A 26,239-nucleotide genomic window follows, 5' to 3' on the forward strand; every position below is an offset into this window, starting at 1 on the left:
CCTGGAAGATGCGTCGGTGGGCCCGTGGGGGGAGTCTCCAGATATCTGGAGGTTTCACGATGGGCTCACTACGCCTCACTCTCTGTACAGGACTCCTGGCCGCCGCCGCTCTCGTGCCGACGGCCCACGCGGCGGAGGGCGGAGTCTCCGTGACCCCGTCGACCCCGGCCCCTGGCGCCGCCGTGGCGCTGCGGGTGAGCGGCTGCGGCGGGACGTCCGGCACCGCCGCCTCGCCGGCGTTCGTGTCCGACGCACGGCTGGTCGGCGTCGGCGGCGCGCTGGCCGGCGAGACACAGGTCCGCTCGGCGGCCCAGCCCGGCTCGTACGACGTGAAGGTCACCTGCGCCGGCTCCGTGGTCAACGGCAGGCTCACCGTCGCCGGGGCATCGTCGCAGGACGCGTCGCAGGCGGACCCGCTCTCCTCCGTCGCCGCCTCGCCCGTCGCCCCCGTCGACGCGGGCGGCGGCGGCACCGCGCACTTCGCCTCCGTGGACGCCCACGCGGACGGTCCTGGCACCGCCCACGCGGTCGTCGGTCTCGTCCTCGCCGGACTCGCCGCGGTCGCCGTCGGGCTGCACAGTGCCCGCCGGAGCCGCGAGGCGGGCTGAGGGCACCGGTCACCATGTCCGACGGTGCGGGATCCACCGGGACCGGGCGGCTCGTGACCTGTGCGGCCTGGGCCGTGCTGCTGTTCGGCCTGTGGCTGTGGGGCCGCGAGCTGACCGGCATACCGCAGGGGACCTCCGGTGCCGCGACGGGCGACATCGCCGCGGTGGGCCGGCCGGCCGGGGCGGAACTCCCGCCCGCGGCCGAGCCGTTGGGGGATGCGCTGCCGCAGCGCATCGACATTCCCGAGCTGGGTGTGCAGGCGCCGGTCGTCGGCCGCGGCCTGGACCGGCAGGGGGCGATCGAACCGCCGCCCTTCGACCAGCCGGGAGTGGTGGGCTGGTACGCGGCCGGGGCGAAACCCGGAGCGGCCGGCACCGCGCTGATGGTGGGGCACGTGGACACCACGATCCGGCCCGCCGTCTTCTACAAGATCAGCACGATGCAGCCCGGCGAGACGGTCCGGGTGGTCCGCGCCGACGGCAAGGTCGCCGACTTCACCGTGGACGACGTACAGGTCCTGCCCCGCGACGACTTCGACGCCCGCCAGGCCTACGGACCACGGCAGGCGGGCCGCGCCGAGCTGCGACTGATCACCTGCGGCGGCAGCTTCGACCGAGCGACCAACCACTACACGGCCAACGTGGTGGTGTCGGCGTACCTCACCGGCACGGGACCGTAGGCCTTAGGGGGTGTCGTTTGGATCAGGTCGGCCGTGACGAACGGTGCGGGCCGGCCGACCCCGAGCGGGGGCATGGGGATGCGCGTGCCAGGGGCCCGCGACCCCTGGATGATCCAAACGACACCCCTTGGCTGGGCACCTGGCCCGGCCGGCGGCTCGCTCCCCCCGAAGCCGCCGACCGGGCAGGTCCTCGACCGCGCTCGCGCGGGCTGCGGGAGTAACCCGGCGACCGGCGCGGGAGGTCCGGAAACCACGGTGGGTGCACATCCGGCCGGTGGCCGGGACCGGATGGAACGACTCTAGAACGGATGACACCCCTGGGCCTAGAGGAAGTTGACGGGAAGTCCCAACCTGGTGGCTCTCCGTCATCCCCGCAGGTGACACTGCGCCGGGGCGACGGACGGCCCCGACGGCACACCCTTGGCCCGCTCGACGTGAACCCTGTAACAGGTCTCCGACAAGGGCCCATGCGATCTCGTGACCGGCGCGGTGGGTATGTCACGATTGACCCTTGGAACGGTGCACCCAAGGGGGAGTTGGATGTACGGCAGCAGGGCGGCCGCAGTGGTGCTCGGGGCGGGACTGCTGATCGCGGGATGCTCCTCCGGGGACGGAGGGGACGACGCCGGTCAGGGTGCGAAGATCACCCAACAGCCCAAGGGCGTGGACCCGTTCTGGGTGAACCCCGACGGCAACGCGGCCCGGCAGGTCGCCGCCTACGAGAAGGATGGCAAGAAGGACGACGCCGAGCAGATCAGAAAGATCGCCGAGCAGCCGACGGGGGAGTGGATCGGCCCGGAGAACCCCGAGCAGGAGGCCCAGGGCTTCACCGAGGCCGCCGAGAAGTCCGACCGTACGGCGCTGCTCGTCCTCTACAACATCCCGCACCGCGACTGCGGCCAGTACTCGCAGGGCGGCGCGGCCGACGGCAACGCCTACCGCGCCTGGATCGACGGCGTGGCCAAGGGCATCGGCGACCGCTCCGCGATGGTCGTCCTGGAGCCGGACGCCATATTGCACCTGGTGAACGGCTGCACCCCGGACGAGTTCCACGAGGAGCGCTACGACCTCCTCAAGGGTGCCATCGCCAAGCTGAAGTCCCTGAAGAACACCAAGGTGTACCTGGACGCCGGGAACGCGGGCTGGGGCCACCCCGACCAGATCTTCCAGCCCCTCCAGTGGGCGGGCATCGACCAGGCCGACGGCTTCGCGCTCAACGTCTCCAACTTCTACTCCACCCAGGACTCCATCGCCTACGGCAAGCAGCTCTCGGCCAAGGTCGGCAACAAGCACTTCGTCATCGACACCAGCCGCAACGGCAACGGCCCCTACACGGCCGGCAACCCGGACGAGCGCTGGTGCAACCCGCCGGGCCGGGCGCTGGGGGAGGCGCCGACGACGAAGACGGCGGACTCGCTGGTGGATGCGTATCTGTGGGTCAAGCGGCCGGGGGAGTCGGACGGCCAGTGCAAGGGAGGCCCCAAGGCGGGAGCCTGGTGGCCGACGTACGCACTCAAGCTTGCGAACGCCAGCAAGTAGCCGGCGAATAGCCGGCAATTACCGGCATGTAGCCCAAGGGGGCGCCCTCCCGGTCGGAGGGCGCCCCCAAGTGCGCTGCTTCTACGGAACCTTGACCCACTGCGCCTTGGACGGAGTGCCCTGGTCGTCGTCGACGAACAGCATGTACCAACCGGACTGCACCAGACTCCGGCTCTTCGGCACGGTCACCGTGATCTTGTTACCGGACGTCTTGAAGTCCAGCGCGATGGAACGCTGATCGACGTCCGTCACATGGGTCGAGGCACTGGGGCGGATCAGTCGGACCTTCTTGATCGTCGACGCGTGCCGCGAGGTGAACGTCCCCGACGCGCCGCGCGCGATGGTCTGCGGTCCGCCCGACAGGGACGGCCGTGAGTCCCGGTACAGATACGGCGGCGTGTAGATCTCGATGCGCTGCTCGAACTTGCCCGGCTTGGTGTTGGCCTTGTCCCCGTACAGCGAGTCGGACCCGAAGAACATGATCCGCCCGTCGGGCAGCAGGATCGACCCGGAGTGGTAGTTCCGGCCCACCAGGGGGTCGGCCACCCTGGTGAAGCTGTTGCTGTCCGGGTGGTAGAGCCGCGCCTGGAGGATGTTGGAGTCGCCGCGGCCCCGGTAGTCCTCCGAGCCGCCCGACACCAGCACGCTGTCGTCGGGCAGGATCGAGGACTGCGGGTAGCGCGTGCCCTTCTCCAGCGTCGGCCCGTCCACGAACCTGGGGTTCGCGGACTTCAGATCGATCAGCCGGGTCCTGTTGCTGGACAGCTTGGACTCGCCGACGCCACCGCCGCCGATGACCATGTACTTCTCGTTCTGCGCCGGAGGCAGCAGCACGGTCCCGGACGTCTCCATCTCGCCCGCGTCGCTCAGCCCCGGCAGCTTGCTGAACTTGTTGGTGGTCACGTCCCAGATGCCCGGGTCGCGGCCCACGTTGTCGGGGCCGTAGCCCGCGTTGGAACCGGAGTAGAAGATCTTCCCGTTCTGCATCAGGAACAGCGCCGGGTAGGTCGGGAACTGCCGGATCTTCGGCGTGTACGTCCACTTCCTGGTCTTCGGGTCGAAGATCTCGTTCTTGCCCGGGACCAGCTGGCCGATGTCGTCGAGGCCGGAGACGCTGAGGATCTTGCCGTCGCTCAGGGTGGTGAGCGTCGGGTACCAGCGGGCCTCGTTCATCGGGTCGACCTTGATGTACTTCTCGGCGACCGGGTCGAACTCGTAGGCGTCCCGGATCCCCTGGAAGTCCTTCTTGTCGAGGGCGAGCTTCTGCGCGATGCCGTACGTGTTGCGCGCGTCGGCGCCGGTCAGGCCCTGCACCCGGTAGTTGTCCTGGGTGCCGGTCTCGTACTTGGAGCCGCTCTGCCTCGCCTCGACGTAGATACGGCCGAGACCCGGGTCGTTGCGCAGGAACGCGCCGGTCTTCGGGTCGAAGACCTTCTTCGCGCGCGGCACGAGGACCGGGTCCTTCGACACGAAGGTCTTGCCGTTCTCCTTGCCGGTGAACTTGGTTCCCGCGGGCAGCGTGATCGGCTTGTCCGGGTTCTCGTTGTGCACCACCATCAGGCCGCCGGCCTTGGTGACATCGCCCTTGAGCTTCTCGTACCGCCTGGTGCCGCCGGCGATCAGCAGATTGCCGTTGGCCAGCTGGGTGTGGCCGGTGCAGAACAGGTCGGCGGGCGTCGGCACCTTCTTGATGGTGCCCTTGACCGGGTCCCAGATGCGGGTGTCGAACTTCTTCGCGTCGAAGTTGTCCTGGTTGTTGCCCGACCCCGCGATCAACAGCACCTTGCCCGTGTGCAGGAGCGCCGCGTGAATGGTGTCCTGGCGGTACTCCTTGGGGAACTCGATGATGTCCCAGTGGCCGTTCTCGGCCTTGTACTCGGGTCTGTTGATCTTGTACTGGTGGTACTGCTCGGTTCCGAAGCGGTACAGCCACGGACCGTTCATCCCGGCCAGCGCGAGTACCACCGCCGTGCCTATCGCAAGTCTGCGGGCGCGGCGGCGACCGGCACTGTCGTTCATTCCTTACGTCCCCCAAGTCCACCGAGCGCGATCTGCATGTTCTGGTCGTTGCCCCCGTTCGAGGCGGCCCAGCTCGGCCGTTGCTGCGGAGCGTGCGGCGGAGGAGCCGCCGGGGCCGGGGGCGGAACCGAGTCCTGCGGCTCGGTGACCACAGGATCGGCGGGCTTCTTCTTGTCCTGGTGCAGCGTGTAGCGCCAGGCGAAGATCGGAGAGGCGGTGATCAGCATGGCGAAGACCGCCCAGGTGATCATCGCGGGGTGGGAGTGCCCGTACACGAAGCCGGCGGCGAGCGAACCACCGAAGACCAGGATGAAGAACCAGTGGATCCTAAAGGTCCCGAACAGCGTGTCGGGGCTGGCCGAGTCACCCTTGGGCGTCACCACGAACTTGCTCTTGCGGCGCAGCACGGCGTCCATCAGCGACCGGGCGTAGATCGGCGCCGACAGCGCCGACATCACCATGCCCGCGACACCGCCGGAGCCCTCCGGCTCGTGCGGCGAAACGTTGTGGCGGCGGTTCCAGATGTACAGGCCGATCTGCAGTGCGGACGCGTTGCCGTAGAGCATCAGCCACACGGTCGGGTCGATGTTCACACCCGAGGCGCCCAGCCCCAGGAACAGCGCGCAACTCAGCGCGGCCAGGATCCAGTTGAGGGCGGACATCGGGTAGAAGATGATCATCATCGTGTAGTTGAAGAGCTTGCCGGGCGGCAGCGAGAAGAAGCCCTTCCAGTACTGCTTGAGGATCGTCTCGTACGTCCCGCGCGACCAGCGCATCTGCTGGGTGAAGAAGTCCGTCCAGGCGTTCGGGCCCTCACCGACGGCCAGCACGTCCGGCGTGTACACGGAGCGCCACTTCCGGCCCGTCGCGGGGTTCTTGGCGCGGTGCATCTCGAAGCCGGTGGCCATGTCCTCGGTGATCGAGTCGTACAGGCCGCCGATCTGCTTGATGGCCTTGATGCGCACGGCGTTGGAGGTGCCCACGAACATCGGGGCGCCGTAGCGGTTGCCGGCCCGCTGGATCAGCGCGTGGAAGAGGAACTGCTGCGACTCGGCGGCCTTGGTGACGAACGTGTCGTAATTGCCGTACACCTGCGGGCCGATGACGAAGCCGACGTCCGGGTCGCGGAAGTAACCGAGCATCCGCTCCAGGTAGTTGGGCAGCGGCACATGGTCGGTGTCGACGGAGGCGAAGAAGTCGTACTCGTCGCCGTGCGCCTCCAGCCAGGCGTTGTAGTTGCCGTGCTTGGTCTTGGCGCGGTGCGGGCCCTTGGGCTGGTTCCAGTGCGCGACACCCTTGCGGGTGAAGTGGTGCACGCCGAGGCGGGCGCAGACCTCCTTGACGGCCGGGTCGTCGCCCTCGTCCAGCAACCAGACGTGCAGCAGGCCCCGGTGACGCAGCTTCACGGCCGCCTCCAGGGTCTTCGTCACCATCTCCAGCGGTTCCTTGCCGGGCACGAAGGAGGTGAGGAAGGCGACACGGGTGCCGGTCTCGGGCACGACCGGGACCGGGTCGCGGGCGACCAGGGTGGCGTGCGCGTTCGACAGCACGTTCATACAGCGGAAGAACTCGATCAGACCGATCGAGACGAGCATGACGACGTCGAGGGCCGGCAGGAAGTCGTAGGCCGGGTAGTCGCGTTCGGTCCAGTGTTCCGGCTGGAGCAGCCAGGCGAGCAGGACCAGCGAGAGCAGCGGCGCCGCGCCCAGCATCAGCGCGGCTCGTACCCGGTGCGGCTCCTGTGACAGCAGGGAGCGGTACTGCACCTTGTACGGCTTGCCGGGATCCGGTTGGGTGAGGGGGCCCGCCAGCCGGCTGTAATGCTCGTAGTCGTATCTCGGCAGGGTCTTCTTTATCCGGCGGAATTGACCGGTCCGGTGCGAAGGCATCCTCAGCTGGGTGGTCTGTGACGGGTCGAATTCCCGCCGGGCGCCGGACGGCGTCGACGTCATGAGTCATCCCCCCACACGCAGGTGACCGCGTGTCTGTGTCGGTTCCGATCGGCCGTCAGGTCCCCCTCGACCCGCACGGCCGCGTCAAATGGGCCACAGGCTCTCCACACCTTATAGACATGGACTGCGACCCTCCGGTTGCATGATGCCCCCCTCGGCATCCGTTCATGAACGGGGCCCCTTCTCCCCGCAGACCTGGCAACCGCTTACCTACCCCCCAAGTGCCGCGAAATCGCCGCAGCTTGAACAACCAGGGTTCTACGGTGTTCAGCATGATCGCAAGATGCGAAACGCGGTGTTTACCGGTCATACGCGTTCATTGTGGCGCGTGTGGGGATCTTGTGGATCAGTCGTGTCGGTCGTTGACAGGCGGGCACGGATGTTGCCGAAGTGGTCTCTTATGGCCTCCTCCGCACGTATGGAATCGCCGGACCGGACCGCGTCCAGGATCTCCCGGTGCTGGCGGCAGGTGACCCTCGGGTCCTGCGGTACGTCCAGCAGATCCCGCTGAACACGGTGGAAGGCGTCCCAGAACGCCTCCAGCACCTCGCTCAGCAACACGTTGTCCAGCCCTCGGTAGAGGGTGGCGTGAAACGCTCGGTCGGTCTCGGCGAGGCCGGCTCCCTGTGCGGCCTCCTGTTCCATACGGACGACAAGACCTTCCAGTTCAATCAGGTCGGTTTCCGGCAGTCGTCCGGCCAGCCGGGCGACGAGTCCGCTCTCCACCGCCTCGCGCAGTTCGAGCAGCTGGAGCAGGGAGTCCTCGCCCCGGTAGTGTCCGGCGACCGTGCGGAAGGCCAGGCCCTCGATCATGGGTGCGAGGGTCATCGGGCCGACATAGGTGCCGAAGCCGTGCCGGATCTCGACGATGCCCATCGCCTGGAGCGCCTTCAGCGCCTCCCGCACCGAGTTCCGGCTCGCGCCGAGGAACACCATCAGCTCGGGCTCGGTCGGCAGCGGGGCCCCGGAGGGCAGTCGCCGCTCGACGATGAGCTTCTTGATCCGCTCCTGCAGGTCTCGGGCTGCCATGGCCAGAGGGTATCCGGCCAATCGGGAGGAAGCCCCGGTTCCGGCCATACGAAAGAACCCGGCCATGGAACCCGGCCATGCGGAAGGCCCCCTCGCGATGGCGAGGGGGCCTTCCGGTCGGTGCGCCGCCAGGGACTCGAACCCCGGACCCGCTGATTAAGAGTCAGCTGCTCTAACCAACTGAGCTAGCGGCGCCTGCTGACAACGAGAACTCTACCCGACCTCCAGGGGTGCTCCCGACCGGCAGGGGAGGTCCGGGCTCCGGCCCTCCGCGCCGCCGAGGGGGCGCTCGGGCGGCCGTACATCATTCGGACCGTCAACATGCGCGTCGGGAAGACAGTTGGGAAACTGTGCAATGTGCACATTTGCGGACATTTGAATCAGGAATGTGAGGGGAATCGCATGGTGGCTCCGGTATTCGAGGAATTCGATCCCGTGAGCGACTGCGAATGCCCCGGATGCGTCCACTGGCGGCGGGTGGGCCCGCATCCTCTCGCCGGCCGCTTCGGCGGTCACCCGGCCGCCCGGCGCGCCCTGGTCGTGGCCGCCGCCGCGTCCGCCGCCGTCGGCGCGGGCCAGCCGGCCATGGCCCTCACCGCCTCCCACGCCCCCCACCGGCCCGGCGTCCCCGCGGACGGTGGCGCCGACACCCCGCAGGGCGGGGAGTCCGACACCCCCCAGGGCGGCAGAGCGCCGCTGCACGGCCCCCGCGGGAAACCGGCGGGGCCCCTCTCCCCGGCCGACGCCCCGGCGACCACCCGTACGGAGATCATCAACCGGGCCAAGACCTGGATCGCCGCGAAGGTGCCGTACAGCATGGAGGCCTACTGGTCCGACGGTTACCGGCAGGACTGCTCGGGCTATGTCTCCATGGCCTGGGGACTGCCGGGGAACGAGTGGACCGGCAGCCTCGGCGAGTACGGGGTGAAGATCGCCAAGGAGGAACTCCAGCCCGGCGACATCCTGCTGTTCCACAATCCCGACAACCCCGAGAAGGGCTCGCACGTCGTGATCTTCGGCGGCTGGACGGACTACACGCACACCTACTACACCGCCTACGAACAGACACCCCCGCACGCCCGCCGCCAGTCGACCCCCTACGCCTACTGGAGCAACTCCGACCGGTACGTCCCCTACCGGTACAAGGGAGTGACCAAGACCGCGGCGGGTGCGGAACCGGCCAGTACCACCAAGGCGGTGCCGTACCCGGGAGCGGAGTTCTTCGGCCCCGGGGCGAACAACGACTACGTCACCCAGCTAGGCCGGATGCTGATCGCCCGCGGCGCCGGCGCCTACTACACCAAGGGCCCGAGCCCCGTCTGGTCGGATGCGGACCGACGGGCGACCCAGGCGTTCCAGCAGGCCCAGGGCTGGACCGGGGCGGCCGCCGACGGCCTGCCCGGACCGGTCACCTGGGACCTGCTGACGACCGGGAAGGGCAAGAACATCCCGGCCGCGGCGGGCGGCACGGCCAAGACACCCGCGGCGGCCGGCACCGCCGGACGGCCCGCCTCGCACGGCGTCCCCGGCTATCCCGGCCGGAACCTGTTCCGTCCGGGGGAGGAGAACGAGTACGTCACCCGGCTGGGGCAGCGGCTGGTCGAGAAGGGGTTCGGCTCCTTCTACGCCACCGGGCCGGGGCCGCGCTGGGGCGAGGCGGACCGGCGGGCGGTCGAGGCCTTCCAGCGCTCCCAGGGGTGGCGGGGCGGCGCGGCGGACGGCTATCCGGGCCCGGAGACCTGGCGGCGGCTCTTCTCATGACCCGGAACGACCACGGCGGGCCGTACGTCCCCATGCCCCCGACCCGCCTGTCCCCGTGACCCCGACCCGCCCGTCCCTATGACCCCGTCTGCACCACCTGACGACCCGTCTGTACCACCTGTTGTGACGCATCTGGCGCGGAGGCTGGAGGCACGCATGAGTACGACCACATCCCACTCGCCCGAGCCGGAGGGACCTCCCGAGGGACCGTCCCGTCCCGCCCGGCTGATCCAGAACGAGGCGACCACCGAGATCCCCGTCCATCTGCTGTTCCGTGACGACCCCGACCCGTCACCGGTGCCGCTGCGGACCGCGGTGGTGGCCCGCAGACAGGGCACCGGCGAACAGCCGCGGCTCAGACGCCCGGTCCCCGCCAAGGCCCGGCCGGTCCCGGAGCTCGACCCCGACCTGTCCGAACGCCCGGCGCGGGTGCTGCCCGGGGCGGCCGGGGTGTTCGCCGGCGTCAGCGGGGTGGCCGGGTGCCTGGCCGCCTCCTGGTGGGCCGGCGTACTGCCGTCGCTCGCCGTGGAGGCGCTGCGGCTGCCGGCCTACGCGGGTGCCGGTGTCGGCCCGGCCCAGTGGGCGGCGTACGCCGGGGCCGGGGCGCTCGGTCTTTTCGGCTTCGGCGGGCTGGCCCGGGGCACCACCGGGCGCGCCTGGGTGCTCGGCCTGTTCGGCCGCTACCGGGGGACGGTCCGGCGCACCGGCCTGCTCTGGGTCAATCCGCTGGTGCTGCGCCGCCGGGTCGACGTACGGCTGCGGCACTGGCGCAGCGAGCCGATGCCCGCGGCCGACGGCAACGGGGTCGCGCTGCGGGTGGTGGTGCTCGTGGTGTGGCGGGTGCGGGACACCGCGCGGGCCGCGCTCGGGGTCGAGGACCACGAGTCGTATCTGCGCGAGTGCGTCGAGGCCGCGCTGGCCCGGGTGCCGGTGGAGATGCCGGGTGCGTCGAAGGGTGCCGTGGAGGTGGCCACGGACGCGCTGACCCGGATGGTCGTGGCGGACGCGGCGCCCGTCGGGCTGGAGGTGTTCTCCGTGCAGCCCGTCCGGGTGGAGTACGCCCCGGAGGTGGCCGCCGCCATGCACCGCCGCCGGATCGCCGCGCTGGACGCGCAGCAGCGGGCCACCGTGCTCAGCTCGGTCGTGGACTCGGTGGAGGACACGGTGACCCGGCTGACGATGCGCGGACTCGTCGAACTCGACGACTACGAGCGCAAGGTGCTGGTGCGGGACCTGACCGTGGCGTTCTGTTCGGGGCGCGGGGAGGCGGCGCCGTGATTGGTATGGACATGTTCAACTAACGGCAATAATCTGGGACTTGGTCTAGACCTGCACAGCTCACTGAACTTCCCCCACGTTCTCCAGGAGCGGCAGCATGCGCACAAAGACCAAGTTGTCCGCAGCCGTGCTGGGCGTGGCAACCGCCGGAGCCTTCGTGCTCTCCACCGGCGGTGCCAGCGGGCACGGCTACACCGACCTCCCCATCAGCAGGCAGAAGCTCTGTCAGAACGGCACCGTGACCAACTGCGGCGACATCCAGTGGGAGCCGCAGAGCGTCGAGGGCCCCAAGGGCTTCCCGGCGGGCGGCCCCGCCGACGGACAGCTCTGCAACGGCGGGCTGAGCCGGTTCGCCCAGCTCAGCTCGCCCAGGACGCCGTCCGGCGCGGCCTGGCCGACGACCAGGGTGACGGGCGGTCAGAGCTACACCTTCCGCTGGCAGTTCACCGCCATGCACGCCACGACCGACTTCAAGTACTACGTCACCAAACCGGGCTGGAACCAGAACCACGCCCTGTCCCGCTCGGACCTCAACACCACACCGTTCCTCACGGTCCCCTACAACGGGCAGCGCCCGCCCTCCACACTCAGCCACAGCGGCACACTGCCGTCCGGCCTGAGCGGTCATCACGTCATCCTCGCGGTCTGGACGATCGCCGACACGGGCAACGCGTTCTACGCCTGCTCGGACGTCACGTTCTGACCCCGCCTCGGAAGGGTTCCGCGTGCGCCGGCGCCACCGGTTCCGGCCCGGCCGCCGGCGCACATGGGCCCTGCCGGGGTTCTGAGCTTTCCTTGAGACACTTCCGCAGGTGGCGGGGGTAGGTTCCCGCCACGCCGATCGTCCGGTCGGCGTACCGACCTCGGGGGACCTCATGGAAGTTCTGTTCTACGTCATACCCGTCATCATGATCGCCGGCGTGTCCGTCCTGGCCGTCAGGACCATCGCCCGCTCCCGGCAGATCAGCGGCGCCTGGAACCACGGCCTCACGGCCGAGGCGCGCTGTCTGCGGTCGTACACGACGACCAGCGGTGGCGCCGGCGACACCTCCGTGAGCACCACCCTGCACCATGTCTACGAGTTCACCACGCGCGAGGGGCGCACCGTCCGGTTCGACGAGCTGAACGGCCCGTCGACCGTGATCGAGGGCGACATCGTCACCGTGCACTATCTGCCGGACCACCCGGAGCGGGCCACGGCCCACCCCCCGGCCCGGGGGAAGCTCGCGGTGGGCACGGGCTGCACGCTGGTCTTCTTCGGCGTGTTCGTCGCCTTCTGCCTCGCCTTCATGGCCATGGCCCATGTGATCTTCGCCGAGTCGGACGGTCTGCTGCCGTAGCGGGACTCCACATCTGACGGTACGTCAACTACCGTGCCCGTCCATGGAGGACCGGAGGGGCACGGTTGCGGAGCTGGTGGCGGCGCGGTGGGGCGACCACCGGCCGGGGTTGTGGTTCGAGGACCGGGCGCTGACCCACCACGAGGTGACCGCCGGTGCGGCCGCCCGGGCGGCGCTCCTGGCGGACCTGCTGCCGCGCGCCGCCGAACCGCACGTCGGGGTGCTGCTCGACAACACCCCCGAGTTCCCGCTGTGGCTGAGCGCGGCCGCGCTGGCCGGCGCGGCGGTCGCCGGGATCAATCCCACACGCCGGGGCCCGGAGCTGGCCCGCGACATCCTGCACACCGAGTGCCCCGTCCTCGTCACCGAGAAGGCCCGGCTGCCCCTCCTCGACGGCCTCGACCTGCCCGGGGTACGGCTCCTGGTCACCGACACCCATGCGTACGACGACCTCCTCGCCGGGTACGCCGGCGCCGTACCCGACCCGGCCCGCGCCACGCCCGCCGACCGCGTCCTGCTCTACTTCACCTCCGGCTCCACCGGCGCACCCAAGGCCGCGATCTGTTCCCAGGGCCGGCTGGCCGCGGCCGGACGCTCGCTCGTCGAGCAGTTCGGCGTCCGCGCGGACGACGTGCACTACATCTGCATGCCGATGTTCCACGGCAACGCGGTGATCGCGGACTGGGCGCCCGCGCTGGCGGCCGGGGCGGGGGTGGCGCTGCGGCGGCGGTTCTCGGCGTCCGGGTTCCTGGCGGACGTACGGCGGTACCGGGCGACGTACTTCACCTATGTCGGCCGGGCGGTCCAGTACGTCCTGGCCACCGAGCCGCGTCCGGACGACCGGGACAACCCCCTGCGCCTGGGGTTCGGCACCGAGGCGGGGGCGGTGGACGCGGCGGCGTTCGAGCGGCGGTTCGGGGTGCGGCTGGTGGAGGGATACGGGTCGTCGGAGGGCGGGGCGGCCATCCAGTGGGCGCCGGGGACTCCGGCGGGGGCGGTGGGTCCGGCCGGGCCCGGCCTGGCGGTGCGCGATCCGGGTACGGGGCGGGAGTGCCCGGTGGCCGCATTCGATGCCGCCGGACAGCTCCTCAACGGTGAGGAGGCCATCGGGGAACTGGTGAATCAGGGGCCCAGCCCCTTCGAGGGGTACTGGCGCAATCCGGCCGCGGAAGCCGAGCGACGGCGGGGCGGGGCCTACTGGACCGGGGACCTGTTCTACCGGGATGCCGAGGGATACCTGTACTTCGCCGGCCGTACCGACGACCGCATCCGGGTCGACGGGGAGAATCTGGCCGCCGCGATGATCGAGAACATCGTCGCCCGGTACGAGGGGGCGGTGGCCGTCGCCGTGTACGGGGTGCCGGATCCGGTGACCGGGGACCAGGTGATGGCGACCGTCGCCGGGCGGTTCGACCCGGGGTCCTTCGCGGAGTTCCTGCGGGCCCAGCCCGACCTCGGGACGAAGATGGCGCCCCGGTTCGTGCGGGTGGTGGAGCGGATGCCGGTGACGGCCACCAACAAGATCGAGCGGGCGCGGCTGCGGCGCGAGGGGTTCCGGTGTGCCGACCCCGTGTGGTGGCGACCGCCCGGGGAGGCCCAGTACCGGAGGCTGACCGGGGCAGACGTCGAAGGGCCCCTCGCTGCTGCGAAGGGCCCGTCAGTGGGGGGTGTGGGTGGCGGAGCCCCCACCGCGCGCGGCGTAGCCGCGCAATAACAGAGATGGCGAGCCGGTCCACGCTTTTGCGGACATGGCTCGCCATCGATATTGTGCGCCGCCAGGGACTCGAACCCCGGACCCGCTGATTAAGAGTCAGCTGCTCTAACCAACTGAGCTAGCGGCGCATGACTCCCGCCATCCGCTCTGCGCGGCTGGCGACGAAGAAAATACTACCTGGTCCGGAGCGGTGCTTGTGACCACCCTGGTCACGGCTTAGATCGCCAGCGAGAGCAGTACGGGCGCCGCGTTGCGGTTGAGGGCGTCCGCCGCACGCTTCAGCCGGTGGGCCTGCTCCAGCGGCAGGGACAGTGCCAGACAGCCCACCGAGGAACCGGCCGTGATCGGCACCGCCGCGCACACCGTGCCGACCGCGTACTCCTGGAGGTCCAGGACGGGCACCGTCGCCGGCTGGGACTCCAGACGGGAGAGCAGGAGCTTGTCGCTGGTGATGGTGCGCGAGGTGAGGCGGGCCATCCTGTGACGGGAGAGGTGGTCGCGGCGGGCGTTGTGGTCGAGCTGGGTGAGCAGGCTCTTGCCGATCGCGGTGGCGTGGGCGGAGGAGCGGAAGTCCACCCACTCGTTGACCGCGGGCGTGTCCGGGCTGTCGGCGTACTGGCCGATCCGCACCTCGCCGTCCACGTACCGGCTCAGATACACGGCGGCGCCGACCGAGTCGCGCAGCCGGTCCAGGATCTGCTGGAGCTTCTCGGTGAGCGCCTGCTCGCGGCCGTGGGCGGAGCCGAGGCGCCTGAGGGTCTCCCCGGTGACATACGCGCCGTCGGTGATCTGCTCCACGTACCCCTCGCGGCGCAGCATGCGCAGCAGCGTGGTCAGGCGCTCGGGGCCGAGTCCGGTGTTGTGGGTCAGCTCCGTGTCGGTGATGCCGGTCGAGTGTTGTGCCACGGTCTCCAGGACGCGCAGGGCGTCCTGGGCGGAGTGGTACGGGGCGGTCGGCTCGTGCATCAGCGCCACGGTGATCCCCCTGCGCTCGCTCTTTGGCCGTAGTCCGGACGGCGAATCTCCTCCACGATAACCGGCAAGAGCCGTATGTGGAGAGTGCGTTGGTCAGAATCTGACGCTCTCAGCTGCGACGCAGGCACGCTGGCATATGCCTTTGTCATGACCCGGCGCCGAGGCCTCGGGTGTTCGTTCGTTCACTTCCCGTAATCACAGCACGGCGCTGAGGAATTCCCGCGTCCGCTCCTGCTCCGGATCACTGAAGATCCGCTCCGGCGGACCCGCCTCGACGATACGCCCCGCGTCGAACATCAGTACCTGGTCGGAGATGTCCCGGGCGAAATTCATCTCGTGGGTCACACAGAGCATGGTGATGTCGGTGGAGCGGGCGATGTCCCGGAGCAGATCGAGGACACCCGCGACCAGCTCGGGGTCGAGCGCGGAGGTCACCTCGTCCAGGAGCAGCACCTTGGGCCGCATCGCCAGGGCCCGTGCGATCGCCACCCGCTGCTGCTGGCCGCCGGACAGCTGGGTCGGGCGGGCGTCGCACTTGTCGGCGAGCCCCACCATGTCCAGCAGCTCGCGGGCGCGGGCCTCCGCCTCGTCCTTCGACAGGCCGAGGACGGTGACCGGGGCCTCGGTGATGTTCCGCAGCACGCTCATGTTCGGGAACAGATTGAACTGCTGGAACACCATCCCGATCTTCTTGCGGACCTCCCGGACCTGCTTCTCGGGCGCGGGGAAGAGCGGTTGTCCGTCGACGGTGATCGTGCCCTCGTCCGGCTCGGTGAGGGTCATCAGCAGCCGCAGGATCGTGGTCTTGCCGGAGCCGGAGGGGCCGATCAGGGTGACGTGCCGGCCCGCCTGAACGGACAGGTCGAGCCGGTCCAGAACGGTGTTGTCCCCGAACCGCTTGGTCACCCCCGCCAGCCGGATCAGCTCGGTCGGACGGGTGTCGGTGGCGACTGGCTGCTTACTGGTCTCAACGGACAAGGCGACGCTCCAGGGTGCGCAGAAGGAGGGAGGCGAGAGAGGAGATGACGATGAAGGCCACGCCGATCACCGTCACCGGCTCGGTGAACTGGAAGTGCTGCTGGGAGAAGAGCCGCGCCCGGCCCAGCATCTCCAGCACGGTGATCGACATCAGGATCGGTGTGTCCTTGAGCATCGCGATGACGTAGTTGCCGAGCGGCGGCACGACCCGGCGCAGGGCCTGCGGCAGGATCACCACCGTCCAGGTCCGCCGCACCGGCAGACTCAGCGCCGTCGCCGCCTCCCACTGCCCGGCGGGCACGGCCTCGATGCCGGCCCGGTAGACCTGCATCGTGTACGTCGAGTAGTGCAGCCCGATCGCGAAGACACCGGTGGTCAGCGCGGAGAAGGTCAGGCCCCATTCGGGCAGCACATAGAAGAGGAAGAACAGCTGCACCAGCAGCGGGGTGTTGCGGACGAACTCCGTCACCACGCCCACCGGCCAGCGCACGAAGCGGCTCGGCGTCCGTATCAGCAGCGTCCAGACCAGCCCCAGGGTGAACGAGATCAGCGAGCCGAGGACCAGCGCCTGCAGGGTGACCAGCAGGCCGTCCCAGAAGTGCGGCATGAACTCGCGTACGGCACTCCAGTCCCACTTCACGCGACACCACCGCCCGCTGCCCCGACCCCGGTCGTCCGCGCGCGCTTCAGCTCACGCGCCGAGGATTCCGTCCCGGGATCCTTGCCGATCCCGGCCTTCAGCCGTTTCTCCAGACCGCGCATCAGCCGGGTGATCACGAACGCGATCGCGAAGTAGATCAGCAGCAGATAGGTGTAGATGTGCGCGCTCTCCTGCAGTGCCAGCCGCACCAGGTTGCCGCTGAACGCCAGGTCGCCCATGCCGGTGATCGACACCAGGGCGGTGCCCTTGAGCAGCTCGACCAGCAGGTTGCAGAAGGACGGGATCATCTCCGGCACCGCCTGCGGCAGCAGGATCAGCCGCAGCCGCTGCCAGGGCGTGAAGCTCAGCGCGACGCCGCCCTCCCGCTGCGCCGGGTCGACCGCGGTCAGCGCGCCGCGCACGATCTCCGCGCCGTACGCCCCATAGGTCAGCCCGAGCGCCAGCGTGCCCGCCCACAGCGGCACCAGCTGCCAGCCGAAGGCGACCGGCAGCACGAAGAACACCCAGAAGATCATCACCAGGGCCGAGGTGCCGCGGAACACCTCGGTGTAGAAGCCGGCGAGAAAGCGGACGGTCCGCAGCCGGTGGGTGCGGGCGACGCCCACGGCGAAGGAGACCGCCGTGGCCAGCAGGGCGCTGAGCACCAGCAGCTGGAGGGTGGTCCAGACTCCTTCGAGTACGAGTTTCCACAGGCCCGTGGTCATCCGCCGCACAGCTCCTTCGCGGTGAGGTCGGTCATCTCGGCCTCGGTGAAGCCGAACGGCCGCAGGATCCGGAAGAGTTCGCCGCTCTTCTTCAGCCGGCGCAGCTCCACGTTGAAGGCGTCCCGCAGCCGTGTCTCGGCCGACCGGAACGCGAACGCGCCCCCGTCCACATGGGGTTGGCCCTCGACGAGCGGGGTGAAGGCCTTGGTGGCCTCGGCCTTGGCGGACTTCTTCACGACCTCGCGGGTGGTGAGCGCCGTACCGGCGAACACGTCGGCGCGCCCGGCCTCCACGGCGTTCAGCCCGGCGACCTGGTCGGGGACGATCAGGATGTCGCTCTCCTTGTACCCCGCCTCGACGGCGTACTGGATCTCGGCGTATCCGGTTCCGGTCGCGAACTTCGCCTTCTTCGCCACGACGTCCTTGTAGTCGTGCAGGTCCATCGGATTGCCCTTGCGCACGATGAAGGAGTCGAGCATCTGGTAGTCGGGATCGGCGAAGATCACCTGCTCGCAGCGGTCGGGATTGACGTACATCCCCGCGGCCACGACGTCGAACTGCTGGGAGTTCAGTCCGGGGATGAGCGAGCCGAACTCGGTCGGCACCGGCTGCACCCGGTCGACCCCGAGCCGTTTGAAGACGGACTTCGCCAACTCCGGTGCCTCGCCCGTGAGATGGCCGTCCTTGTCGATGTACCCGAAGGGGATCTCGCCCGCGATCCCGAGCCGTACGACACCCTGGGCCCGGAGCCGGTCGAGCAGGTCGCCGCCGTTCGTGCCGGCCGCGGTGGCCACGCGTGTGCAGCCCGCGGCTCCCAGCGCGCCGAGGCCGCCGAGCGCGGCGAGCACCGACCGCCGTGAGTGTCCGGACCCGGGCGGGGGCCCGGCTGTGCGCTGCCGTCTGCCAAGTCGTGGAGCCATGGCGGCGCGGCTACCCGGGACCAGGCACCTTATGCGTCGCAAACCTTGTGCATTGCAAACGGGGGGAGTCTCCAGGGCCCCGCTCAGTGGCCCGGCACGTATCCGCGCCGCTTGTCGACCACGTTGACCAGGGGTCTTCCCGCGGCCCAACGCTCGAACAGCTCCACGAACTGCACACCGAGTTCGTCGTGCCGGCCGACCGCGTCGCCGCTCATGTGCGGGGACACGATCAGACCGGGGATCCGCCACAACGGGCTTTCGGGGGTGAGGGGTTCGTCGGCGAACACGTCCAGGGCCGCGCCCGCGATCCACCGCCTGGACAGGGCCTCGGCGAGCGCGTCCTCGACGACGAGACCGCCGCGGCCGACGTTGATGAAGTGCGCCGAGGGCTGCATCACGCCGAAGCGGCGGAGGTCGAACATGCCCTGGGTCCGCTCGGTCAGCGGCGCCGCCGCGATCACCCAGTCCGCGCGGGACATCAGCCGGTCCAGGTCGTCGGGGCCGTGGATGCCGGTGCGCGGGACGCGTCCGACGAGGGCGGTGGTGACGTCGAGAGCCTTCAGCGTACGGGCGATCGTACGGCCGACGGGCCCGGAGCCGACCACGCACGCGCGCGTGCCCGCCAGCCGCCGGGTCTCGCGGTGCCACCAGGTCCGCTCCCGCTGGAGATCCAGGGTCCGGGGCAGGTCCTTGGCGATCGCCAGGACCAGGGCGGCGACGTATTCGGCGACGGGCTGGTCGAAGATCCCGCGCGCGTTCGTCACCACGGTGTCGGAGGCGGCGAGCTCCGGGCACATCAGATGGTCGACGCCCGCGCTCGCCGTGTGCACCCAGCGTGGGCGGGGGCCCTCGCCCGGCCAGGCCTCGCGCACCGCGTGCGAGGTGACGTCCCAGACCAGCAGGACGTCGGCCGCCGGGAGACGCTCGGCGAGGGCGGCCGCGTCCGTGTGTACGACGCGCGCGCGGCCGGTGAGGCGGCCGAGGCGGGGGAGAGGGTCGGCGTCGAGCACGAGGAGGGTCGGCACGGGCGTCGGCAAGCGGTTCCTCCGCGTGGGAGAGGGTTGTCTGACATGCGCGGATTGACCACGCTCGCACCCGGACCCACCCTCGTCAACACATGCGTGCCCATGAGCCGTTGTCCTTCGGCGGTGTCCGCCAACCAGGTCACGCTGCGGGGCGGCGGCGCGGTGACTGGGTACCCGAGCCGTGGGGCCGTATCAGGCGTCGCCGGACGAACGCAGCAGGAGGGCTGGACATGACCGCACTCGGATTCCTCTACCCGGGCCGTTTCGCCGAGGACGACTATCCGCGCATCGAGCAGCTTCTGGGCGGCGACATCCGGCTGGACGTGGTCCGTATCGACGTCGGCGAGGGCGCGCACCGGGTGGACGCGCTGCGACGCACGGGCGAGCCGGAGCGGCTGGCGGCAGCGGTGGAGGAGCTGCGGCTGGCGGGGGCGGAGACGGTGGTGTGGGCATCCACCGCCGGCAGCTTCGTGTACGGCTGGGAGGGCGCCCGCGACCAGGTGCGCGCCCTGGCCCGGACGGCGGGCATGCCGGCCTCCTCGACGTCCTTCGCCTTCGTGCACGCGGCGCGGGAGATCGGGGTGCGGCGGGTGGCGATCGGCGCGACGTACCCGGAGGACCTGACATCCCTGTTCACGGACTTCCTGCGGGCCGGCGGCGTGGAGGTGACCGGGGTACGGGCGGCCGGGGCCGCGTCGGCGACGGAGGTCGGCACCTGGCGGCAGGAGGACGTCCTGACGCTGGCACGGGCGGCGGACGACCCGGAAGCGGAGGCGATCCTGCTCCCGGACACCGCACTGCGCACGGCCGCGTACGTCCCCCTCCTGGAGAAGTCCCTCTCCAAACCCGTCCTCACGGCGAACCAGGTCACGGCATGGGAGGCCCTGCGCCTCACGGACCGCCGGGTGAACGCCCCCGAACTGGGCACGCTGTTCACCCGGGAACCGGTCGTACAGGTGTGACGGCGTGTGGCCCGGGGGACGGGAATAAAACGGAGAGTGCCTCCTGTTAGGTCCCGGAGAACAGCGTACGGCCGAGACCGCAGGAGGCACACACCGTGTCGGCAGATGAGATCCGGGGGGCGATGTACGGGACCGCGCCCGTTCCCCTCTCCGTACTGGACCTGGTGACCGTCGGCGTGGGGCGTACCGCCGGTGATGCGCTGCGTACCAGCGTCGCGCTGTCCCGGTTGGCGGAGGCGCGGGGGTTCCACCGGTACTGGGTCGCCGAGCACCACTCCATGCCCGGCGTGGCCTCCTCCTCGCCCGCGGTGATCCTGGCGCATCTGGCCGCCCACACCGAGCGGATCCGGCTCGGGTCGGGCGGGGTCATGCTGCCCAATCACGCGCCCCTGGTCATCGCGGAGCAGTTCGGCACCCTGGAGGCGATGGCCCCGGGCCGGATCGACCTCGGCCTGGGCCGCGCCCCGGGCACCGACGGGGCCACTGCCGCCGCCCTGCGCCGTACGGACACCCTCAACGAAGGCGCCGACGACTTCCCGCAGCAGCTCGCCGAGCTCACCCGCTTCCTGGACGACGACTTCCCCGACGGCCACCCCTACGCGCGGATCCACGCGATCCCCGGACCGGTGCAGGGCACCGCTCCCGGCGGGGTCCAGTCGCCGCACCGCCCGCCGGTCTGGCTGCTCGGCTCCTCCGGCTTCAGCGCCCGGCTGGCCGGTCTGCTGGGCCTGCCGTTCGCCTTCGCCCATCACTTCTCCGCGCAGAACACCGTCCCGGCCCTCGACCTGTACCGGGAGTCCTTCCGTCCGTCCGACGTCCTCGACGCGCCCTACGCCCTCATCGGCGTCTCCGCCCTCGCCGCCGACGAGGAGGAGGAAGCGCGCCGGCAGGTGCGGGCCACCGCGCTGAACATGATCCGGCTGCGCAGCGGCCGCCCGGGGCTCTTCCCCGATCCGGACGAGGCCGCCAAGCACGAATTCACCCCGTACGAGGAGGAGTTCGTCCACTCCTGGGCCGGCAACATCGTGCACGGCACCGCCGACGAGGTCCGGTCGGGGCTGGACGCCCTCCAGAAGCGCACGGGCGCGGATGAGCTGATGCTCACCTCGCACGCCCACCGCGGCGAGCTGCGGCTGCGCTCGTACGAACTCATCGCGGACGCCTACGGGTTGCCGACCGCATAGGTCTCGGTCGCCAGCAACTCGGAGATACGATCCGGCGACACCGGGCGGGAGTACAGCCAGCCCTGACCGGTGTCGCAGCCGATGCGGCGCAGCCGCGTCGCCTGGGCGGACGTCTCCACGCACTCGGCGGTGACCGTGAGGCCGAGGCGGTGGGCCAGCTGGATCATCGCCTCCACCACGACCTCGTCGGCCGGATTCGGTCGGTCGCCCGGGTCGTCGTACTGGAAGCCCCGTACGAACGAGCCGTCCAGCTTGAGCACCGACACCGGCAGCCGGCTCAGGTACGCCAGATTCGAGTAGCCGGTGCCGAAGTCGTCGATGGCGATGCGGACACCCATGTCGCTGAGGGCCTGGAGGGCCTGCAGCGGGCGGCCCGCCGAACCCATCACCGCGGACTCGGTCAGCTCCAGCTGCAACAGATGCGGGGCCAGGCCCGTCTCCGCGAGGGTCTCCGCCACGTCCGACACCAGGTCCGAGTCCCACACCTGACGAACCGCCACATTGACGCTCACGAAGATCGGCGCCTCGTCGGGGTGGTCCAGCTGCCAACGGCGAGCCTGGCGGCAGGCGGTGGCCAGGGCCCAGCGGCCGAGCGGGACGATGGAGCCGTCCTCCTCGGCCAGTCCGATGAACCGATTCGGCGTCAGTGTGCCGAACTGAGGATGGTTCCAGCGGACCAACGCCTCGACACCACGCAGCCGGCCGTCCTCCATCCCGACCAACGGCTGGTACTCCAGGGCGAATTCGCCCCGGTCGATCGCGGGACGGAGCGTCGAGGAGAGCGCCTGGCGGGTCATGCGGTGCGCGTTGCGCTCCGGGTCGAACAGCGTCCAGCGGGCCTTGCCGTCGGCCTTCGCCCAGTACAGCGTCGTATCGGCGGCCTGCATCAGGCCGGTGGCCGTCGTCCCGGCGGCGTGGCGTTCGACGACACCGATCGACGCGGTGAGCGACAGCCGCTGGCCCGCCAGATCGAAGGGGGCCTGTAGCGCCTCCAGGGCCGCCTCCGCCAGGTCGGCCAGTTGTTCGGTGCCCGTCGAGTCCTCGACCAGCAGGGCGAATTCGTCGCCGCCGAGCCTGGCGACCAGGGGCGCGCCGGTGCGTGCGCACCCGGCCTCGTCGGCGACTCTGGTCAGGCGTTCGGCGACGGCGGCCAGCAGCCGGTCGCCGATGCGGTGGCCGAGGGTGTCGTTGACCGCCTTGAAGCCGTCCACGTCCAGGTAGCACAGGCCGATCCGGCCCGTGCCGCTCTGCTCGTACGTCTCCGCCTCCAGCGCGGCCGACAGCCGCTCGAAGAACAGTGTGCGGTTGGGCAGCCGGGTCACCGGGTCGTGCATCTGCAAGTGCCGCAGTCTGGCCTGGAGTTCACGGCTCCCGCTGATGTCGGCGACGGACAGCAGGACACCGGGTGCCGAACCGGCCAGCGGCGCGACCGTGACCTGCGCCCACACCGAGTGGCCGTCGGGGTGCTTGAGCCGGCGGGTGCAGCGCAGCTTCGCCTGCCGGCCGCGCAGCACCTCGCGGTAGGCGTGCCAGATGCGGGCGTCGGAGGCCAGGTCCACCAGGTCGGCGGCGATACGGCCGTCGAGGGCGTCGGGGGCCGTGCCGAGCAGCGTGCCGAACGCGTCGTTGGCGTCGACGACCAGGCCCTCGCGGTCGACCACCGCCATGCCGAGCGGGGCGGTCGCGAAGACGGTGCGGTAGGCGTCCGCCGGGGGATCGGGGCGGGACTCGGCACAAGCAGGCGCACTGAAGTCACTCTCTGTGACGGCGGACCGGTCGAGGTCTACCGTGGGCGTCGGCCCTTCGGACGTTCCGCTCACCGCTCGCTCCCGCAGTGCACTCGATGTCTGTCCGTGCAGGAAAGTGTGCCGATCATAGGGGCTGGCCCCGGGGCCTTCCAGCCACTCTCCAGTGTCCACGACGAACCGGCCGTTCTGACAGATCGTTTCTGCCCGCACGTGGACGGCTTCTTCAAGCCCTCGACCACTTGTGACGTTCCGTGAGTGCTCCGGGGTGTCGCCCACTCGGCCCAATGCGCGGCCTCTCACTCTTCTGGTGCAGACAAACAGGACGAAGGGCGGCAAAGTCACACACGCTGGGTGCGGTGTCCCGTGAACCGCAACCGGAGGTCCCTTCGTGCCGCGTCCTCAGCTGCGCAGCACCGCCGCAGTGTTCACCGCGATGTCGGCGCTCGCGGCGACCTCGATCCTGTCCGGCCCCTCGGCCGCCGAGGCGTTCTCCACGGTGCCGTGCGCGCTGCACCGGACCGACGCGCACCACTCGGAGGGCGTGGACACCTGGAACGCCGCCTACACCCGGCCGACCCGCCCGATGTCGGCCGTGATGGTGTTCCTCTCCTTCCCGGACGCCACCCCGCGCACCACTCCCGCGGAGCTGACCGCCGACCACTTCCCGGCCACCAGCCGCTTCTTCGAGCAGGCCTCCTACGGGAAGTTCACGCTGCTCCCGCATCCGCTGACGCACTGGCTCCGTATGCCGCACGCGTCGACGTCGTACGCCATACGGCGCGACTGGAACCCGGCCCGGCGGGCCGCCTATCTGCGTGACGCGTTCGCCGCGGCCGACCGCGAGGTCGACTTCTCGCGCTACGACGTCGTCTACTTCGTGGCGGACCCGGACGCGCCCGGCGTGGACTCCGACGCGACGAAGGTCGTCAACCTCGACACCCCGGCCCATGTCGACGGCACGGACGTACGGCGGGTCGTCACGGTCTTCGAGCACCATCCGCCGGACCGGCTGGTCCTCGCGCACGAGACGGGGCACGTCTTCGACCTGCCGGACCTGTACCACCGCCCGGCGGACGGGAAGGGCGACTGGGACACATACGTCGGGGACTGGGACCTGATGGGCAGCCAGTTCGGACTGTCCCCGGATCTGTTCGCCTGGCACAAGTGGAAGCTGGGCTGGCTCGATCCCCGGCAGGTGACCTGCGTCCGGGGGGCCGGGCCCACGCGGCTGACCCTCGAACCCCTCGCCGCCGGACCGGGGACCCCCGTCACGGCCGCCTCCGGCGCTCCGGCGTTCGGGCTGGGCGACGGCACGAAGCTGGCCGTCGTGCGCACCGGAGCCGACAGCGTGCTGGCCTTCGAGGCCCGCGGCCCGTCCGGGAACGACCATGCGACCTGCCGGGAGGGCGTGCTCGTGTACCGGGTGCGCGGCGAGGCGGCGTCGGGGGGCGGGCCGGTCGAGGTCGTGGACGCCCATCCGCACACCGAGGCCTGCTGGGAGGGCTCGGTGTACGCGCCGCTGGCCGATGCTCCGGTCGGGCTCGGGGAGAGCTTCACGGTGCCCGGGGAGGGCGTGAAGGTGGAGGTGGAGGGGCGCACGGCGTCGGGGGCGTGGACGGTGAAGATCACACCGGGGGTCGTCGGCTGAGCGTGTGCGATGTCGTACGAAGGCGCCTGCGGCGCGCGCGGAAGGTTGAGGGAGCAACGATGGCGGACCGAGTTCTCCCGAACCCGATCCGCCATCGTGGATGCGTGCGCCGCCAGGGACTCGAACCCCGGACCCGCTGATTAAGAGTCAGCTGCTCTAACCAACTGAGCTAGCGGCGCCTGCTGACGTCGTAGACCTTAGCATCCTGATCGGCGGGAGGAAAAATCGATATCCGCACGCCTGCGCGGGCCGCCCGTACGGCCGCCCAGAGCAGGACCTCGGGGCCGGGCAGCCAGGGGCGCCGGGTGTCGGGGGCGACCAGCCAGCGGGAGCCGCCGGAGGCGGGAGCACCGTCGTCGGTGAGCGCCGGGACGGTCACGGCGTCCCCGGTGCCGTGGCAGATGAGGGGAGGCACGTCCCCCGTCCGGCCGCTGACGCCCTCCCGTGTCCCCCACTCCTCCCAGGCCAGCAGCGAGGGCAGCCGCTGGGCCGTGCCCGGTGCGGCGAACAGGAGCATCCGGCCCCGGAGCACCGCGACCGGCCCGGATCCCGGGCCCTCGTCCCACAGTCGGTCCAGCATCCGGCGTCCGAAGACCACCGGCACGTTCACCACGTCGAAGGCGGCGCCGCAGGGCAGGACCACTGGTGCGTCCGGGTGCTCCGCCCAGAGCGCGAGTGTGCCGCGCGGATACGTTCCGGCAGAGGCGAGCCAGGCGGCGCCGTCGGAGGTGACATTCCGTGTGCTGCTCATGGGGCATACATCTACCGTCGGTGAGCGGGCACTTCCGGAGGGTTGCGGAAAACGGGGACGGGAGGGGGTGGGGAGGGGTATCTTGCCCGACTGGCATATGCCGCACGGGTTGCCTGCGGCGCCTTCGCCGACACGTTCACCCGTTCACCCGTTCACACGGGATCGGCGGTACCCCGGCCCTCGGCGCCGGCGCCGCGCATCAGGTCCCGCCCGAACTCGACCATCCTCCTGGCGTAGTCCTCGGTCCACTCCACCCGCTCCGCGATGTCCGCCGGGGTCAGCCGGTCGAACCGCCGGGGATCGGCCAGCTGCGCCGCGGCGATGGCCTGGTACTCCATCGCCCGGTCGGTGGCCGCGCTGAACGCTTGCATCAGCTCTGTCGCCCGCGCCAGCAGGGCACGCGGATCCTCGATCGACTCCAGGTCGAAGAAGTGCTCAGGGTCGGAGACCGCCTCCACTGGCTCGAAGAGCAGGGGCGCGGGGCGTAGCCGCGGTTCGTTCCGACGCGGCGTGGGCTCCGCCATGTCTTCTCCTCCTCGTACGGTTCGATGGGCGCCGCCTTCCGGGGTGGGCCACCGTCCATTGTCGCGCGCCCGCGCAAGGGGCCATGGGGAGCGCGCTGCACGGCTGCCGCCCGGGTCTGCGGGCGGTCTACGGGCCGCGCTGGTCAGGGCCGCCACACCATCCTGTGTTCGGCCAGGTGTGCGAGTACTGCATGGTTCGCCTCCCATCCGTCCGGGCTGTATCCATTGGCCGCCTCCGG

Annotated in this window: 23 protein-coding genes and 3 tRNA genes; 11 read left to right on the forward strand and 15 right to left on the reverse strand. The window is 70.4% G+C overall.

The genetic code is table 11. The features are described 5' to 3' along the window. The first annotated feature begins 59 nt into the window (after window positions 1-59). From ACZ4EG_RS00985 to ACZ4EG_RS00995, 3 genes are all read left to right on the forward strand, one after another. Window positions 60-608, forward strand: coding sequence for a hypothetical protein (locus ACZ4EG_RS00985; RefSeq protein ID WP_467789078.1), 549 nt, complete (start codon window positions 60-62; stop codon window positions 606-608). Window positions 609-622: 14 nt separating this feature from the next. Next, window positions 623-1,288 carry a class F sortase gene (locus ACZ4EG_RS00990; protein WP_467789079.1) on the forward strand — a complete coding sequence of 222 codons (666 nt, stop codon included), beginning with the start codon at window positions 623-625 and terminating at the stop codon, window positions 1,286-1,288. A gap of 540 nt (window positions 1,289-1,828) precedes the next feature. Further along, on the forward strand, window positions 1,829-2,827 hold the full coding sequence (locus ACZ4EG_RS00995) for a glycoside hydrolase family 6 protein (protein ID WP_453552710.1): 999 nt from the start codon (window positions 1,829-1,831) through the stop codon (window positions 2,825-2,827). Between the two features lie 81 nt (window positions 2,828-2,908). On the opposite strand, the gene glxA is transcribed toward ACZ4EG_RS00995, so the two are convergent. From glxA to ACZ4EG_RS01015, 4 genes are all read right to left on the reverse strand, one after another. Next, window positions 2,909-4,846 (reverse strand): radical copper oxidase GlxA, encoded by a 1,938-nt coding sequence (glxA, locus tag ACZ4EG_RS01000; protein WP_467789080.1) that lies wholly within the window; start codon window positions 4,844-4,846, stop codon window positions 2,909-2,911. Beyond that, window positions 4,843-6,798: a glycosyltransferase family 2 protein gene (locus ACZ4EG_RS01005; RefSeq protein ID WP_453552706.1), complete on the reverse strand. Its 1,956-nt coding sequence runs from the start codon at window positions 6,796-6,798 to the stop codon at window positions 4,843-4,845. The genes glxA and ACZ4EG_RS01005 overlap by 4 nt, the downstream gene beginning before the upstream one ends. Before the next feature lie 306 nt (window positions 6,799-7,104). Next, window positions 7,105-7,827, reverse strand: coding sequence for a FadR/GntR family transcriptional regulator (locus ACZ4EG_RS01010; RefSeq protein ID WP_363295353.1), 723 nt, complete (start codon window positions 7,825-7,827; stop codon window positions 7,105-7,107). Between the two features lie 121 nt (window positions 7,828-7,948). Then, window positions 7,949-8,022: transfer RNA gene (locus ACZ4EG_RS01015), tRNA-Lys, on the reverse strand. Between the two features lie 207 nt (window positions 8,023-8,229). Here ACZ4EG_RS01015 and ACZ4EG_RS01020 point away from each other — a divergent pair. The 5 genes from ACZ4EG_RS01020 to ACZ4EG_RS01040 all read left to right on the forward strand — a co-directional run bounded on the left by ACZ4EG_RS01020 (window position 8,230) and on the right by ACZ4EG_RS01040 (window position 13,920). Next, window positions 8,230-9,588 carry a peptidoglycan-binding protein gene (locus tag ACZ4EG_RS01020; RefSeq protein ID WP_453552704.1) on the forward strand — a complete coding sequence of 453 codons (1,359 nt, stop codon included), beginning with the start codon at window positions 8,230-8,232 and terminating at the stop codon, window positions 9,586-9,588. A gap of 156 nt (window positions 9,589-9,744) precedes the next feature. Continuing rightward, window positions 9,745-10,866: an SPFH domain-containing protein gene (locus ACZ4EG_RS01025; RefSeq protein ID WP_453552702.1), complete on the forward strand. Its 1,122-nt coding sequence runs from the start codon at window positions 9,745-9,747 to the stop codon at window positions 10,864-10,866. Window positions 10,867-10,963: 97 nt separating this feature from the next. Continuing rightward, window positions 10,964-11,569: a lytic polysaccharide monooxygenase auxiliary activity family 9 protein gene (locus ACZ4EG_RS01030; RefSeq protein ID WP_363295350.1), complete on the forward strand. Its 606-nt coding sequence runs from the start codon at window positions 10,964-10,966 to the stop codon at window positions 11,567-11,569. Window positions 11,570-11,741: 172 nt separating this feature from the next. Further along, window positions 11,742-12,206, forward strand: coding sequence for a DUF3592 domain-containing protein (locus ACZ4EG_RS01035; protein ID WP_467789081.1), 465 nt, complete (start codon window positions 11,742-11,744; stop codon window positions 12,204-12,206). A 43-nt stretch (window positions 12,207-12,249) separates the two neighbouring features. Next, entirely contained in the window at window positions 12,250-13,920 is a 1,671-nt protein-coding gene (locus tag ACZ4EG_RS01040) for an AMP-binding protein (RefSeq protein ID WP_467789082.1), read from the forward strand. A 54-nt stretch (window positions 13,921-13,974) separates the two neighbouring features. Here ACZ4EG_RS01040 and ACZ4EG_RS01045 read toward each other — a convergent pair. From ACZ4EG_RS01045 to ACZ4EG_RS01075, 7 genes are all read right to left on the reverse strand, one after another. Then, window positions 13,975-14,048 (reverse strand) — tRNA-Lys (locus ACZ4EG_RS01045). Window positions 14,049-14,136: 88 nt separating this feature from the next. After that, window positions 14,137-14,895, reverse strand: coding sequence for an IclR family transcriptional regulator (locus ACZ4EG_RS01050; RefSeq protein WP_453552696.1), 759 nt, complete (start codon window positions 14,893-14,895; stop codon window positions 14,137-14,139). A gap of 195 nt (window positions 14,896-15,090) precedes the next feature. Next, the gene (ehuA, locus tag ACZ4EG_RS01055; protein ID WP_467789083.1) at window positions 15,091-15,873 is read right to left on the reverse strand and encodes an ectoine/hydroxyectoine ABC transporter ATP-binding protein EhuA; all 783 of its coding nucleotides are present in this window, start codon (window positions 15,871-15,873) and stop codon (window positions 15,091-15,093) included. After that, window positions 15,863-16,513: an ectoine/hydroxyectoine ABC transporter permease subunit EhuD gene (gene ehuD, locus ACZ4EG_RS01060; protein WP_467789084.1), complete on the reverse strand. Its 651-nt coding sequence runs from the start codon at window positions 16,511-16,513 to the stop codon at window positions 15,863-15,865. Before ehuD ends, ehuA begins: the two co-directional genes overlap by 11 nt. Then, complete coding sequence (ehuC, locus tag ACZ4EG_RS01065) at window positions 16,510-17,238, reverse strand: ectoine/hydroxyectoine ABC transporter permease subunit EhuC (RefSeq protein ID WP_390706777.1); 729 nt, start codon at window positions 17,236-17,238, stop codon at window positions 16,510-16,512. The genes ehuD and ehuC overlap by 4 nt, the downstream gene beginning before the upstream one ends. Further along, window positions 17,235-18,158, reverse strand: a complete 924-nt coding sequence (gene ehuB / locus ACZ4EG_RS01070; RefSeq protein WP_467789085.1) for an ectoine/hydroxyectoine ABC transporter substrate-binding protein EhuB — start codon at window positions 18,156-18,158, stop codon at window positions 17,235-17,237. The genes ehuC and ehuB overlap by 4 nt, the downstream gene beginning before the upstream one ends. 83 nt (window positions 18,159-18,241) lie before the next feature. Beyond that, a complete protein-coding gene (locus ACZ4EG_RS01075; protein ID WP_453552687.1) occupies window positions 18,242-19,195 on the reverse strand; it encodes a D-2-hydroxyacid dehydrogenase in 954 nt (317 codons plus the stop codon). 218 nt (window positions 19,196-19,413) lie between these two features. Between ACZ4EG_RS01075 and ACZ4EG_RS01080 the strand changes: the two genes are divergently transcribed. Together ACZ4EG_RS01080 and ACZ4EG_RS01085 are read left to right on the forward strand one after the other, a co-directional pair. Further along, a complete protein-coding gene (locus ACZ4EG_RS01080; protein ID WP_453552685.1) occupies window positions 19,414-20,145 on the forward strand; it encodes a maleate cis-trans isomerase family protein in 732 nt (243 codons plus the stop codon). A 122-nt stretch (window positions 20,146-20,267) separates the two neighbouring features. Beyond that, complete coding sequence (locus ACZ4EG_RS01085) at window positions 20,268-21,329, forward strand: LLM class flavin-dependent oxidoreductase (protein WP_467789456.1); 1,062 nt, start codon at window positions 20,268-20,270, stop codon at window positions 21,327-21,329. Here the strand turns inward: ACZ4EG_RS01085 and ACZ4EG_RS01090 are convergent. Beyond that, window positions 21,308-23,149 (reverse strand): putative bifunctional diguanylate cyclase/phosphodiesterase, encoded by a 1,842-nt coding sequence (locus tag ACZ4EG_RS01090; RefSeq protein WP_467789086.1) that lies wholly within the window; start codon window positions 23,147-23,149, stop codon window positions 21,308-21,310. The two genes, ACZ4EG_RS01085 and ACZ4EG_RS01090, sit on opposite strands and share 22 nt — an antisense overlap. 361 nt (window positions 23,150-23,510) lie before the next feature. On the opposite strand from ACZ4EG_RS01090, the gene ACZ4EG_RS01095 reads away from it, so the two are divergent. Then, window positions 23,511-24,725: a M6 family metalloprotease domain-containing protein gene (locus ACZ4EG_RS01095; protein ID WP_467789457.1), complete on the forward strand. Its 1,215-nt coding sequence runs from the start codon at window positions 23,511-23,513 to the stop codon at window positions 24,723-24,725. Window positions 24,726-24,830: 105 nt separating this feature from the next. On the opposite strand, the gene ACZ4EG_RS01100 is transcribed toward ACZ4EG_RS01095, so the two are convergent. The 3 genes from ACZ4EG_RS01100 to ACZ4EG_RS01110 form a co-directional block, all read right to left on the reverse strand. Continuing rightward, window positions 24,831-24,904: transfer RNA gene (locus ACZ4EG_RS01100), tRNA-Lys, on the reverse strand. Beyond that, complete coding sequence (locus ACZ4EG_RS01105; RefSeq protein ID WP_453552681.1) at window positions 24,895-25,476, reverse strand: bifunctional DNA primase/polymerase; 582 nt, start codon at window positions 25,474-25,476, stop codon at window positions 24,895-24,897. The genes ACZ4EG_RS01100 and ACZ4EG_RS01105 overlap by 10 nt, the downstream gene beginning before the upstream one ends. A 152-nt stretch (window positions 25,477-25,628) precedes the next feature. Continuing rightward, on the reverse strand, window positions 25,629-26,000 hold the full coding sequence (locus tag ACZ4EG_RS01110) for a hypothetical protein (RefSeq protein WP_453552679.1): 372 nt from the start codon (window positions 25,998-26,000) through the stop codon (window positions 25,629-25,631). Between the last annotated feature and the right edge of the window lie 239 nt (window positions 26,001-26,239).

The sequence above is a fragment of the Streptomyces sp. NPDC025638 genome, from assembly GCF_055558775.1.